The 13,910-nt window shown below is 54.9% G+C and carries 13 protein-coding genes; 4 read left to right on the top strand and 9 right to left on the bottom strand.

Features of this window, described 5'->3' with window-relative positions:
• Positions 1–38: 38 nt before the first annotated feature.
• The 3 genes from CSK29544_RS11105 to lrhA form a co-directional block, all read right to left on the bottom strand.
• Positions 39–713, bottom strand: a complete 675-nt coding sequence (locus CSK29544_RS11105) for a NuoB/complex I 20 kDa subunit family protein (RefSeq protein WP_007900931.1) — start codon at positions 711–713, stop codon at positions 39–41.
• A 15-nt stretch (positions 714–728) separates the two neighbouring features.
• Positions 729–1,178 (bottom strand): NADH-quinone oxidoreductase subunit NuoA, encoded by a 450-nt coding sequence (nuoA, locus tag CSK29544_RS11100; RefSeq protein ID WP_007776781.1) that lies wholly within the window; start codon positions 1,176–1,178, stop codon positions 729–731.
• A 618-nt stretch (positions 1,179–1,796) separates the two neighbouring features.
• Entirely contained in the window at positions 1,797–2,732 is a 936-nt protein-coding gene (gene lrhA, locus CSK29544_RS11095; RefSeq protein ID WP_004388646.1) for a transcriptional regulator LrhA, read from the bottom strand.
• Between the two features lie 951 nt (positions 2,733–3,683).
• On the opposite strand from lrhA, the gene alaA reads away from it, so the two are divergent.
• Both alaA and yfbR read left to right on the top strand, forming a co-directional pair.
• Positions 3,684–4,898, top strand: a complete 1,215-nt coding sequence (alaA, locus tag CSK29544_RS11090; protein ID WP_007892053.1) for an alanine transaminase AlaA — start codon at positions 3,684–3,686, stop codon at positions 4,896–4,898.
• An 80-nt stretch (positions 4,899–4,978) separates the two neighbouring features.
• Positions 4,979–5,578: a 5'-deoxynucleotidase gene (yfbR, locus tag CSK29544_RS11085; protein WP_007699992.1), complete on the top strand. Its 600-nt coding sequence runs from the start codon at positions 4,979–4,981 to the stop codon at positions 5,576–5,578.
• Between the two features lie 5 nt (positions 5,579–5,583).
• Here the strand turns inward: yfbR and CSK29544_RS11080 are convergent, their stop codons facing one another.
• From CSK29544_RS11080 to yfbV, 4 genes are all read right to left on the bottom strand, one after another.
• Positions 5,584–7,416: an SLC13 family permease gene (locus tag CSK29544_RS11080; RefSeq protein WP_007892050.1), complete on the bottom strand. Its 1,833-nt coding sequence runs from the start codon at positions 7,414–7,416 to the stop codon at positions 5,584–5,586.
• A gap of 105 nt (positions 7,417–7,521) precedes the next feature.
• On the bottom strand, positions 7,522–8,181 hold the full coding sequence (locus CSK29544_RS11075) for a sugar phosphatase (protein WP_029039257.1): 660 nt from the start codon (positions 8,179–8,181) through the stop codon (positions 7,522–7,524).
• A gap of 12 nt (positions 8,182–8,193) precedes the next feature.
• Positions 8,194–8,688, bottom strand: a complete 495-nt coding sequence (locus CSK29544_RS11070) for a YfbU family protein (RefSeq protein ID WP_029039256.1) — start codon at positions 8,686–8,688, stop codon at positions 8,194–8,196.
• Between the two features lie 86 nt (positions 8,689–8,774).
• Positions 8,775–9,230, bottom strand: a complete 456-nt coding sequence (yfbV, locus tag CSK29544_RS11065; RefSeq protein ID WP_007869555.1) for a terminus macrodomain insulation protein YfbV — start codon at positions 9,228–9,230, stop codon at positions 8,775–8,777.
• A gap of 334 nt (positions 9,231–9,564) precedes the next feature.
• Here yfbV and ackA point away from each other — a divergent pair, with 334 nt between their 5' ends.
• Together ackA and pta are read left to right on the top strand one after the other, a co-directional pair.
• Positions 9,565–10,767 (top strand): acetate kinase, encoded by a 1,203-nt coding sequence (gene ackA, locus CSK29544_RS11060; RefSeq protein ID WP_004387827.1) that lies wholly within the window; start codon positions 9,565–9,567, stop codon positions 10,765–10,767.
• 82 nt (positions 10,768–10,849) lie between these two features.
• A complete protein-coding gene (gene pta, locus CSK29544_RS11055; protein WP_004387826.1) occupies positions 10,850–12,988 on the top strand; it encodes a phosphate acetyltransferase in 2,139 nt (712 codons plus the stop codon).
• A gap of 65 nt (positions 12,989–13,053) precedes the next feature.
• Here pta and CSK29544_RS11050 read toward each other — a convergent pair whose 3' ends face one another.
• Positions 13,054–13,305 carry a DUF1158 domain-containing protein gene (locus CSK29544_RS11050; RefSeq protein ID WP_004387825.1) on the bottom strand — a complete coding sequence of 84 codons (252 nt, stop codon included), beginning with the start codon at positions 13,303–13,305 and terminating at the stop codon, positions 13,054–13,056.
• Between the two features lie 68 nt (positions 13,306–13,373).
• The gene (locus CSK29544_RS11045; protein ID WP_004387824.1) at positions 13,374–13,718 is read right to left on the bottom strand and encodes a RamA family antibiotic efflux transcriptional regulator; all 345 of its coding nucleotides are present in this window, start codon (positions 13,716–13,718) and stop codon (positions 13,374–13,376) included.
• Between the last annotated feature and the right edge of the window lie 192 nt (positions 13,719–13,910).

Here is a 13,910-nt window from a genome sequence, read left to right as displayed (position 1 = left end):
ATTGGTATACGTGAGAAGCGACCTCCCGCAGGCGCAAATTAAATTTCGTCCGGCGTACGCAGGTTAGTGACTGCGATACGTTCGCCGCGTTTACGCTCACGCTCTGACTGCATGTTGGCGCGATAAACGCCCTGATCGCCAACCACCCATGAAAGCGGACGGCGCTCTTTGCCAATCGATTCCTGCAGCAGCATCAGCGCCTGCATATACGCTTCCGGGCGCGGCGGGCAGCCTGGGATGTACACATCCACGGGCAGGAATTTGTCCACGCCCTGCACGACGGAATAAATATCGTACATGCCGCCGGAATTCGCACACGCGCCCATGGAAATCACCCATTTCGGTTCCAGCATTTGGTCATACAAACGCTGAATCACCGGGGCCATTTTGGTAAACGGCGTACCGGCGACCACCATGAAATCGGCCTGACGCGGGGAAGCACGTAATACTTCCGCGCCGAAACGCGCGACGTCATGGACCGCGGTGAACGAGGTCACCATCTCCACGTAGCAGCAGGAAAGGCCGAAGTTGTAAGGCCACAGGGAGTTTTTACGCCCCCAGTTCACCACGTCATGCAGGGCATGCTCGAGCTTGCCCATGTAGACGCTGCGGTGTACATGCTGTTCCAGAGGATCAGTCACAATCTCCTGTTTTTGCAGGGGGTAACGGTCATTCTCACCGTCGGGATCTATGCGGGTGAGCGTATAGTCCATCTTATTGCCTCGCTGTTACTGCGTATGACGATTAGTGAGACTGCCGGCTTCTTCGGTGTTAAGACGTTCGCGACGTGAGCGCGAAGGCGTCCACTCCAGCGCGCCGATGCGCACCAGGTAAACCAGACCAGCCAGTAGCACTAAAATGAAAATTGCGGCCTCGATAAAGCCGAGCCAGCCGACTTCACGAACTGATGTTGACCAGGCGAAGAGGTAAAGCGCTTCCACGTCAAAGATGACGAAGAACATCGCTACCAGGTAGAACTTCGCGGAAAGTCGTAAGCGGGCGGTGCCGACCGAGTCGATCCCCGATTCGAACGGGGTGTTTTTGTACCTGGCGCGGGCGCGTCCGCCGAGGAACCAGGCGCCGACCAGCATCAGACAACACAGGCCAATGGCAACAATAAGAAAGATACCGAACGCCCAGTGATGAGCGATAACTTCAGTGGATGTTGACATACTCATTGCTTACTCATCAAAAGTGGCGCTAAAGCCTCTGCTCTTGCTGGCAGATGAACGCCACATCGATTCAAGGGGAGGAACAATCAACCGTACAATAACTGCCGGAATTATTACTTAAGCAGCAAATTGATGGGGTTTTTTACTCCTTTCTATAACCTTTTGTCAACTTTAACAAAAGAAACCTAACATTAGTTTACATCTCCCCAAGACCCTTAACATTTGATGCTTTAAGCGTCCTGTGAGCCGCGTGCGAGACTACGGAGCCCGGCGGGTGAATCGTGTCCGTTAAAAGTGAGAAGACATAAACACCCCTTATTTTGGCAGGAATTTCTGACTATTCCTCCCCCTCGTCGGGAGTATTTTCTTGATCTGAGACACGCTTTTGTTAATTGACCACTGAAAAAGGCAACAAAATCGCTCACTTTTTAACAACAAAAGTAAAATTTTCTGCTGGCATACCAGCCGCAGAAGCGGGTGAAGCGAGTGGAACAGTGGATGATAAGGGCGTTTTATCAGAGCTAATTACAGTCACTTAGAGTGCGAAAGTGTATAAAAAAAGCCTCTGGAGAGCCTGAGACCCTCAGAGGCTTTATTAACACAGTTTTAACAAAAGCAGAGAAATTACTCCAGATCGCCCTGCATCAGGAGAGTATCATCGCCGCCTTCAAGCGTGGCGGTATAACGCCACGGCTGATAGTGGCTTTCCATCGCCTGGAAGATGATTTCCGCCATTTCGTTTTTGCTGTTCGCGTTGCGACACAGCATGTATTGCGTCTCCGGCAGGACGGGCAGACCGTCTGACGCGCCAAGCACGCGTAGCTCCGGGCTCATCATCTCGACCGGGCGCGCGGTGATGCCAAGCCCCGCTTTCACCGCGGCACGCACCGCCGGCAGTGTTGATGCGACATAGGAGATACGCCACGGTACATTCGCCGCATTCAGTTGCTCAATAATCACTTCACGATGCGGGCTCGGCTCATCAAGCATCACCAGCGGCACCGCTTCATTTTTGTGCAACGTGTAGTCGGCGGCGCAATACCAGAGCGTGGGCGACGTACGCAGTACCAGCGAGTCCAGATTCTCCGGCTGATGCGTGGTGACGACCAGATCAATCTCCTGCTGGTTGAGCATCTCGATGATGTACGGGTTACGCTGAACGCGAACATCAATCGCCAGCTTCGGATAAACCGAACTGATGCGATTGAGAAGATACGGCAGGATGGTATCCGCCGATTCGTCAGAAGCGCCAATGGTCAGGACGCCCTGCAGATTGCTATACATTAGCGAAGTGCATGCTTCATCATTGAAGCGCAAAATTTTACGGGCATAACCCAACAACTGGATGCCATGTTCGGTCAAAAGCTTATTACGCCCGTGGCGGGCGAAGAGCTCTTTACCGACCAGTTGCTCCAGGCGCTGCATCTGCTGGCTGACGGCCGACTGCGTACGGCATACCGCTGCCGCCGCGGCGGCAAACGTGTTCAGATCGGCGACTGCGACAAACGTTCTCAGCAGATCGAGGTCGAGGTTTAAGATCGGACGATTTGCGTTAATCATATTGTTATCACTTTCAGGTAACCGCACGCAGCGGGCACCGTCTGTTGCTATGTGTAAAGGAAAGAAAGCAATTCCTTTTGAAGCATGCTTCCGGGCTAACACAACCCGCGTCGGAAGACCGCCATGCGCTTTTCTAATTCAAACCCCTGGTTATTAAAACAGTAAAAGGGGCATTTCTCTGTTATAGTTGTGCCTTTATGTCAAATATTCTGCACAGCGAACCCGTGATTTGAATTAAAAATCTGGCTACGTTGGCTAAGGCGAAAAGCAACAACTTCACGACCTTAACATACTCTGGCAAAAGAAAAAGAAGAGTATATAACTATGCCTGACTTGTGTCCTGAATGACTATAAAAACAACCAGTTGCCCGCAAGAGGCGTTACGGCCTGGCTGCGCTGGCGAAACGTCTCGCGCAGGCGGCTTTATAATATCGCAAATCTGTTCTTTTTTTAAGACTTCGTGCGATTTTACTTATACGAGCCAGTAAATTTCAAAATTTTCGTAACTCTATTACAGACATCGTCAGAACCAATAATTAATATTATTTAATAATTCATAATTTCTCCGTCTTTTCATATAACAAGATTGTTACAAAGCGCGTTATACCGCCGCCTTTTTACAGTAATAAAGGTTGGGTTAAAGCCTGGCTAATTTCTGTGGGTAAATTTCATATCGCGTGAATTAATTAACGCGCTAATGTTGTGATTTTCCAGCGATGGTGGCATCAACCATAGTTAAATCTTATACCAGCACAAAAATTACAACTCACTCAGTTTTACAATATTTTATAAAACAAAAAGTTAATTATTAAAAACTTAACACCATTCAAATGAAGTGTTGATGCAGAACCTGGCTGGCACAGGAGGCTTTAAAAGCATGAGCGGGAGGAGTAAATTGTCGGCCATCGGCTTCCATGGCAGGAAGCGCAAAACAAGTAAGGTTCTGACGTTATGTCACCCATCGAAAAATCCAGTAAGCTCGACAATGTCTGTTATGACATCCGCGGCCCGGTACTTAAAGAGGCCAAACGCCTTGAAGAGGAAGGTCAGAAAGTTCTTAAGCTGAACATCGGCAACCCGGCGCCTTTTGGCTTTGACGCGCCAGATGAGATTCTTGTTGATGTCATCCGCAACCTGCCCACCGCGCAGGGCTACTGCGACTCTAAAGGGCTCTACTCCGCCCGCAAAGCTATCATGCAGCACTACCAGGCGCGCGACATGCGCGATGTGACGGTCGAAGATATCTATATCGGCAACGGCGTGTCAGAACTGATAGTCCAGGCAATGCAGGCATTATTGAACGCCGGCGACGAAATGCTGGTGCCTGCGCCCGATTATCCGCTGTGGACCGCGGCGGTGTCGCTCTCCGGCGGCAAAGCGGTGCATTATCTTTGCGACGAATCCTCCGACTGGTTCCCGGATCTTGACGATATCCGCGCTAAAATCACGCCGCGCACCCGCGGGATTGTCATCATCAACCCGAACAACCCGACCGGCGCGGTCTACTCTAAAGAACTGCTGCTGGACATCGTTGAGATTGCCCGTCAGCACAACCTCATCATTTTCGCCGACGAAATCTACGACAAGATCCTCTACGACGACGCGCAACACCACTCGATCGCCGCGCTGGCACCGGATCTGCTTACCGTCACCTTTAACGGTCTTTCTAAAACCTACCGCGTGGCGGGTTTCCGTCAGGGCTGGATGGTACTGAACGGGCCGAAAAAACACGCCAAAGGGTATATCGAAGGGCTGGAAATGCTCGCCTCGATGCGCCTGTGCGCGAACGTGCCCGCGCAGCATGCTATTCAGACGGCGCTTGGCGGTTATCAGAGCATCAGCGAATTTATCGTACCCGGCGGGCGGCTTTACGAGCAGCGTAACCGCGCGTGGGAGCTGATTAACGACATTCCGGGCGTTAGCTGCGTCAAACCGCGCGGCGCGCTCTATATGTTCCCGAAAATCGACGCAAAGCGTTTTAATATTCACGACGATCAGAAAATGGTGCTCGATTTCCTGCTTCAGGAAAAAGTGCTGCTGGTTCAGGGTACCGCGTTCAACTGGCCGTGGCCGGATCACGTGCGTATCGTGACGCTGCCGCGCATCGACGAACTCGATCTTGCCATCACGAAGCTCGGCCGCTTCCTTTCCGGCTACCATCAGTAACCGATTGGGGGGGAGATTTGCATCTTCCCCCCGCTCCCCTCACAATGGTTTTTTGTCGCAGTCACAGACAAGGGATCTTTATGAGTCAGAGTCATTTTTTCGCCTACCTTTCCCGCCTGAAATTAATCAACCGCTGGCCACTAATGCGCAACGTGCGCACTGAAAATGTCTCTGAACACAGTCTGCAGGTGGCGATGGTCGCCCACGCGCTCGCCGTGATTAAAAACCGCAAATTTCAGGGCAACGTGAACCCCGAGCGCATCGCGCTGCTGGCGATGTACCACGACGCCAGCGAAGTACTGACGGGCGATCTGCCCACCCCGGTGAAATATTTCAATTCTCAGATAGCCCATGAATATAAGGCCATCGAGAAAATCGCCCAGCAGAAGCTGATTGCAATGGTGCCGGAAGAGTTACAGGACATCTTCGCCCCGCTGCTTGATGAGCACCACTACACCGAAGATGAGAAATCGCTGGTGAAACAGGCCGATGCGCTGTGCGCCTATCTGAAATGTCTGGAAGAGCTTTCGGCGGGCAACAATGAATTCCTGCTCGCCAAAAGCCGTCTGGAAAAAACGCTGGCACAGCGGCACAGCGCCGAAATGGACTATTTCATGCAGGTTTTCGTGCCGAGCTTCCATCTTTCCTTAGATGAAATCAGCCAGGACTCCCCGCTCTGAGCGGTTCAGAACGGGAACAACACAGGAATTAACAGTACGCAGACCACCATCACGATAAGCGTGAACGGCACGCCGGTTTTTACAAAATCGCTGAAGCGATAATTCCCGGGCCCCAGTACCAGCGTGTTGACCGGCGACGACACCGGCGTCATAAAGGCCGCTGACGCCGCCATCGCGATGCCCATGGCGAACGGGTACGGTGACACGCCCATGGTTTTCGCGGCCGCCAGCGCAATAGGCGCCATCAATACGGCCGTCGCGGTATTGGAAATAAACAGTCCAATAACCGCGCACATCACAAACAGGCAGCCCAGCATCATATGCGGACCATAGCCGCCGCCGACGCGCATCAGACCGTCAACGATAAGCGCTACCCCGCCGGTTTTTTGTAGCGCCTGTGCGAATGGCATCATACCGACAATAAGAATAATGCTCGGCCAGTGAATGGCTTTCCACGCGCTTTCGGGGTTGATGCAGCGAAACTTGCCCATTAGCAGGCACGCTATAATCGCGGCGACAGGATTCGGAATTTCATCCGTCATCATCATCGCCACCATCAGCGCCAGACAGAAGATGGCGTGGGGTGCCTGACTATGAGCGGGCGAAGCGTCGCTCTCTTCCACCGGCAGATTGAGCACCACCACATCGCGGCTTTTCTGCCCGAGCTGGCTGATAAGCTTCCAGGTGCCGACCACTAAGAGTAAATCCCCAAGCTCAAGCGGTTCGTCCACTATCGCGCCCGGCAGGGCTTTCCCTTCGCGTTTGATGCCGACGACATTCAGCCCGTAGCGGCTACGGAAATTCAGTTCGCGCACCGTTTTACCCACCATGGTTCCTTCGGGCGTCAGCGACAGCTCGGCCATGCCGACATCCAGCGCCTGATCGGAAAAATAGTCGCCGCGCAGGATCATGGGCTCCAGTTGCTGCTCGCTGCAGAACTGACGCAAATCGATATCAGACGCGGAAATATCTATCAGCAACACATCCCGCGCGCGAAACTCCGTCACGCCATTCACATCCACAATCACACGGCGAAAATGACGCCAGCGCTCAACGCCTATCACATTCGCGCCATAGCGCTCACGGAGTTTTAAATCATCAAGGCGATGGCCGATAAGCGGCGAGCCGGGGCGAATGGCGAGGCGGCGCGCCCGCCCCGTAAGATGATAATCGCGGATAAAATCACGGAAGGTCCGGCGGTTCCACGCCTGCGGCTTCTCGCGGCCGTCACCGGAGCCGAGCATAAAGCGCATCACCAGCATATAGAGGATACCCAGCGCAAGAATCGCCAGGCCTACGGGCGTCACGCTAAAGAAGCCAAAGCCCGGATGCCCTTCACGCAGCAGTTCACTGTTCACCACCAGATTTGGCGGCGTCGCCACCAGGGTCATCATGCCGCTGATAAGCCCGGCGAAGCTTAACGGCATCATCAGCCGCGACGGCGCAATTTTCATCCGCGCGCAGACGCTTATTACCACCGGAATAAAAATCGCCACCACGCCGGTGGAGCTCATAAACGCCCCCAGCCCGGCAACGGTCAGCATCAGAAGGATTAACATACGGGTTTCGCTGCTGCCCGCCATCTGCACCAGCCAGGCGCCCATTTTCGTGGCAACGCCGGTACGCACCAGACCATCGCCAATCACAAACAGCGCGGCGATAAGAATGACGTTGGGATCGCTGAACCCTGCAAAGGCTTCGTTAACGGTCAGCGTCCCGCTGAGAATGAACGCCACAATCACCAGCAGCGCCACGGCGTCCATACGGATTTTCCCGGTGGCGAACAGTAAAACCGCCACACCTAACAGCGTCAGCACCCAGATTAATTCACCATTCACAACGTATCCTTGTGTTGTCATCACGGCCTTAGGAAACGAAAACGGCGGGAAGCAACCCGCCGTACAAAGAAAGGTGGCGCGAGAGCGCCTGAGGGCGGAGAGCCGTTACGGCTGCTTTTTAACGCTGACCCAGCCGTCCGCTCCTTTTTCCAGCACCAGTTCGGTAAGGGATTTAATCACCAGCACCGCCTCGTCAAGACGCGGCGTATCGGCAGGCGGGTTAGCGGCAATCACCGGGCAACCCGCCGCAAGGCCAGAGAGAATGCCCGCCGGCGCGTCTTCCACGACAGCACACTCATGAGGCGCAAGCCCCAGCAGCTCAGCGCCGAGCAGATAGGCATCCGGCTCCGGTTTGCCACGCTTCACGCGCTCCGCGGTAACGAACACTTCCGGCTTCGGCAGCCCCGTAGCACCACGACGCGCGGAAGCAACGGGCATAGAGCCTGAAGTGACAATAGCCCAGGGAATGCGGGCCTCGTTCAAATGGTTCAGCAGTTCCAGCGCGCCCGGCAGCGCGACGATGCCTTCGGTATCACTCGCTTCTATTTGTTCCAGACGATGAAACTCCGCCATGATCTCGTCTTCGCTGTGCCCCGCCATAAAATGGCGCAGCGACGTGATCGCCTGCTTACCGTGAATAAAGCCCAGCACCTCGTCATGCGCGATGCCAAAGCGATCCGCCCAGTGACACCAGGCGCGTTCAACGGCGGGCAGAGAGTCCACCAGCGTACCGTCAAGATCGAACAAAAACCCTTTACATTCCACAGCCTTCTCCCGTCAGGCGTTAATAATTTGCATAATTTCGTTGGCGCACAAATGGTACTGCCGCGGACACGCCTGCCACACTTTCAGCATCCGCTGGTATTTTTCCCACATCGGGGTTTGCGCGTTAAAGCCGTGCGTGCCGGCGTCGAAATGGGTATAGCGCCCTTCGGTATTGACCAGAAACCGCACGTAACCCAGAAAGCGCGCTTCGGTCGCCGCGTCGAAGCCCAGGAAGGTGACGCGACGCTCATCAATGCTCTGGCCGTCTTTCATATTTGATCTGGAGACCTGGAGGGCGTGATACATCTCCATGATGTCGATGACGGTGCGGCAGGTTTCTTCGCTGAGCTCGCCGAAATCGCGGTCGAGTTCGCGCATCTGTAACCCGTAACCGCGCTCAATAATGGTTTGCAGGCGGCGATAGCGCTCGCCATTTTCCGGATCGAGCAGGGTCATCATTTTGTACTGGTTGGAGAGAATAAGACGCTGGGCATGGGTCATTTCCATGGTGTGCTCCTGTTACAGGCGAAGCCCGATCAAAGTGGGATACTGCCCTTACTTTGCCTTTTTTTGCCCAAACGTCTTTTGATCAATTACAAGTCATCAAGAAATGTTTTATCAAGTTGCTTAAACGCACGTTTTAAGGTGTCGGCCAGCGCCTGATAATCGGGCTTGCCTTCCACCGGCGCGAGCGCCTGCCCCGCCTCCTGCAATTTCGTGCGCACTTCATAAAACCAGTTCAGCGTGCCCGGCGGCAGCGGCGTGACGGAGCGTTTGCCAAGCCACCACAGGCCCTGCATCGGCATACTCAGCGCGAACAGCGCCGTAGCGACGGCAGGCCCCAGCTGGCCGCCGAGCGCAATCTGCCAGCAGAGCGTAAATACGGCGACGGGCGGCATAATGCGTATCGCAAAGCGCGTGGCGCGGATTACGCGGTTTTCAATAAAGACCGGTGCCAGGCGTTTATCAGTCGGCCAGGTCTTGGAATAGTGTTGCCCACGACGAAACAGGCTAAAAAAGCTCACGGGGCGATTTTCAGGTGTCGACATGGCCTTACCTCAACTTCATTAATAAAAAATAAAATTTTCCTGCAAGATAACAACTCTCTATGACAACGTTCAAAATATTTTGTCAATACAAGTCGCAATCAGTTATCCTGTGCGCGCCTGCGATGGCGTAGAAGGCAAAGCCCGCGCTGTCAAATCTTTAAGGCCGTCTTTCGCGCCGGAAATTTGCGCAAAATGGCGTAAACTCTGTTTATTTCTTCGTCACAGCAGAATCTCGCTTCGCTATGACGTTAATCATAAATGTCGGCGTCATCTTACGCTACGCTGAGAGACTCACTGACGTTTTTTTAGCCACGTATCATTAATAGGTACTTCCATGTCGAGTAAGTTAGTACTGGTTCTCAACTGCGGTAGCTCCTCACTGAAATTTGCCATCATCGATGCACTGAACGGTGACGAGTACCTGTCCGGTCTGGCCGAATGTTTCCATCTTCCAGAAGCGCGTATCAAATGGAAAATGGACGGCGGCAAACACGAAGCGGCGCTTGGCGCCGGTGCGGCTCACAGCGAAGCGCTGAACTTCATCGTTAATACTATTCTGGCACAAAAACCAGAGCTGTCTGCACAGCTGACCGCGATTGGTCATCGTATCGTGCATGGTGGCGAAAAGTATACCAGTTCCGTTGTGATTGATGAGACTGTTATTCAGGGCATCAAAGATTCCGCCTCTTTCGCACCGCTGCACAACCCGGCTCACCTGATCGGTATCGCCGAAGCGCTGAAATCCTTCCCGCATCTGGCGGATAAAAACGTGGCCGTGTTCGACACCGCGTTCCACCAGACCATGCCGGAAGAGTCTTACCTCTATGCCCTGCCGTACAAACTGTACAAAGAACACGGCATCCGTCGCTACGGCGCACACGGCACCAGCCACTTCTATGTGACGCAGGAAGCCGCGAAAATGCTGAACAAACCGGTGGAAGAAGTGAACATCATCACTTGCCACCTGGGCAACGGCGGTTCTGTTTCCGCTATCCGTAACGGCAAATGCGTTGACACCTCCATGGGTCTGACCCCGCTGGAAGGTCTGGTTATGGGCACCCGCTCCGGCGACATCGACCCGGCTATCGTCTTCCATCTGCACGACGCACTAGGCATGAGCGTGGATGACATCAACAAACTGCTGACCAAAGAGTCCGGTCTGCTGGGCCTGACCGAAGTTACCAGCGACTGCCGTTATGTTGAAGATAACTACGCGACCAAAGAAGACGCGAAGCGCGCGATGGACGTTTACTGCCATCGCCTCGCGAAATACATCGGCTCTTACACCGCGCTGATGGAAGGCCGTCTGGACGCAGTCGTCTTCACCGGCGGCATCGGCGAGAACGCGGCGATGGTTCGTGAACTCTCCCTGGGTAAACTGGGCGTGCTGGGCTTCGAGGTTGACCACGAGCGCAACCTGGCCGCGCGTTTCGGCAAATCCGGCTTCATCAACAAAGAAGGCACCACCCTCGCGATGGTCATTCCGACCAACGAAGAACTGGTTATCGCGCAGGACGCCTGCCGCCTGACCGCCTGATCCCTCACCGCCAGCCTCGCTGGCGGTGTTGTTTTATGTGGTGCCAGCCGCACGGCTGGCTGCAACAAAAAGAGGATAAACCGTGTCCCGTATCATTATGCTTATTCCTACCGGAACCAGCGTCGGCCTGACCAGCGTCAGCCTCGGCGTGATCCGCGCTATGGAACGTAAAGGCGTTCGTCTGAGCGTCTTCAAACCTATCGCCCAGCCACGTACTGGCGGCGATACGCCGGACCAGACCACGACTATCGTGCGTGCTAACACCAATCTGCCGGCCGCTGAGCCGCTGCGCATGAGCCACGTCGAGTCGCTGCTCTCCAGCAACCAGAAAGACGTGCTGATGGAAGAGATCATTGCTCGCTTCCATGAGAACACCAAAGATGCCGAAGTGGTGCTGGTGGAAGGCCTGGTGCCGACCCGTAAGCATCAGTTCGCCCAGTCGCTGAACTATGAAATCGCGAAGACCCTGAACGCGGAAATCGTGTTTGTGATGTCTCAGGGTACCGATACCCCGGAACAGCTGAAAGAGCGTATCGAGCTGACGCGCAGCAGCTTCGGCGGCAGCAAAAACGCCAACATCACCGGCGTAATCGTCAACAAACTGAACGCGCCCGTGGACGAGCAGGGCCGCACGCGCCCGGATCTCTCCGAGATTTTCGATGACTCCACGAAAGCGAAAGTCATCAATATCGATGCACAGCATCTGCAGGCCATCAGCCCGCTGCCGGTTCTGGGCGCGGTGCCGTGGAGCTTTGATCTTATCGCCACCCGCGCTATCGATATGGCCCGTCACCTGAACGCGACCATCGTTAACGAAGGCGATATCAAAACCCGCCGCGTGAAGTCTGTGACGTTCTGCGCGCGCAGCATTCCGCACATGCTGGAACATTTCCGTCCGGGCTCTCTGCTGGTGACCTCCGCGGATCGCCCTGATGTGTTAGTGGCTGCCTGCCTCGCCGCGATGAACGGCGTGGAAATCGGTGCCATCCTGCTGACCGGCGGCTATGAAATGGACGAGCGCATCAGCAAGCTGTGCGAACGCGCTTTCGCCACCGGCCTGCCGGTATTCATGGTGAACACCAACACCTGGCAGACTTCGCTCAGCCTGCAGAGCTTTAATCTGGAAGTGCCGGCAGACGACCACGAGCGTATCGAAAAAGTACAGGAATATGTGGCAAGCCACGTTAACGCCGAGTGGATCGACTCTCTGACTGCCGCCTCCGAGCGCAGCCGTCGTCTCTCTCCGCCAGCGTTCCGCTACCAGCTGACCGAGCTTGCGCGTAAAGCGGGCAAACGCGTCGTGCTGCCGGAAGGCGACGAACCGCGCACCGTGAAAGCCGCGGCCATCTGCGCCGAGCGCGGCATCGCGACCTGCGTGCTGCTGGGCAACCCGGATGAAATCGCGCGCGTTGCTGCCGCACAGGGCGTTGAACTGGGCGCTGGCATTGAAATCGTCGATCCGGAAGTGGTACGCGAAAGCTATGTGGCACGTCTGGTTGAGCTGCGTAAAAACAAAGGCATGACCGAAGCGGTCGCCCGCGAGCAGCTGGAAGATAACGTGGTGCTGGGCACGCTGATGCTGGAGCAGGACGAAGTGGACGGTCTGGTATCAGGCGCGGTTCACACTACCGCGAACACCATTCGCCCGCCGCTGCAGCTCATCAAAACGGCACCGGGCAGCTCGCTGGTCTCTTCTGTGTTCTTCATGCTGCTGCCGGAACAGGTTTATGTGTACGGCGACTGCGCGATCAACCCGGATCCGACTGCAGAACAGCTGGCCGAAATCGCTATCCAGTCCGCCGATTCCGCTGCCGCTTTCGGCATCGAACCGCGCGTGGCGATGCTCTCCTACTCCACCGGCAACTCCGGTGCGGGCAGCGATGTCGAAAAAGTGCGTGAAGCGACCAAACTGGCGCAGGAAAAACGCCCTGACCTGGTTATCGACGGCCCGCTGCAGTATGATGCTGCCGTTATGGCTGACGTAGCGAAATCCAAAGCGCCGAACTCACCGGTTGCCGGCCGTGCTACCGTGTTCATCTTCCCGGATCTGAACACCGGTAACACCACGTACAAAGCGGTACAGCGCTCTGCCGACCTGATCTCCATCGGGCCGATGCTGCAGGGTATGCGCAAACCGGTTAACGACCTGTCCCGTGGCGCGCTGGTGGACGATATCGTCTACACCATCGCCCTGACGGCAATTCAGGCAAGCCAGCAGTAATCACTGCTGAAAAGAAAGCAAAAGGCCGCATGATGCGGCCTTTTTTATATCCTGCCAGTACGCGCTTAAGCACGCTCCAGCGAAAACCATCGCCGCCACACAAAGCGAATCACGTAATACTCCACCGTGCCGAGCAGTAAAAACCAGATGCAGAAGATGATGGTGTAGAGCTGGTTAAGATCGACCAGATGGAACATCGTCATCAGGTGCTGCGCCAGCGTCAGCGTGAGTCTCGGGGCCGGCAGCAGCAGGCAGGAGAGAAACGCCAGCAGCAAAATGCCACCAGCGGTGATCAGCGTTTCAAGAGGATGCTTCATGAGAGGCTTTCGGTTGGTTCAAAAGCGTATTGTCAGGGAATCTGGCGCGCTATGCAAACCGCCCGCGCTCAGTGGTTGGTCGGGGCATCGCCCTGCTTGCGCCAGGTGCCAGGCGACATCCGATACTTACGCGTGAAGAGTCTCGTAAAAGTTTGCTGAGAATCGAACCCGTATTTCATGGAAATATCCAGCACGCGGTCGTTGGTGGCACGCAGGTCCTGCGCCGCCAGCCGCAGCTTTTTCTCGCGAATATAACGCCCGATGCTCTCCCCTTTATGGTGGTGAAAAAGCCGCTGCAAATGCCATTTCGAATAACCCGCGTGGCGCGCGATATCATCAATGCGCAGCGGCTTATGAAGATTGTCATCAATCCAGTCGGTCAGCGTTTCAATAACCTGAGCGGGAAGTTCCATAGAATCCCTCCAGTAGTGGTAATCGCAATGATGTTTCAGGCCTTCGCCTGTCCTGAATTCCGGCTCGCATGAGCGCTCTGCTCATTTTCCGGGCGAAAACGGCCCGCACGCAGCACCATAAAAAATGGTAGCCAGTGAAACTTGATAATGAGTGAGTAAACACTCATTATAGGAATGTCGGCCGATTCGTCA

The sequence above is a fragment of the Cronobacter sakazakii genome, from assembly GCF_000982825.1.
In the GTDB taxonomy this organism is placed as follows: domain Bacteria; phylum Pseudomonadota; class Gammaproteobacteria; order Enterobacterales; family Enterobacteriaceae; genus Cronobacter; species Cronobacter sakazakii.
Note: the sequence above shows the minus strand (reverse complement) of the source record. Positions and strands in the feature narration are given on the sequence as shown.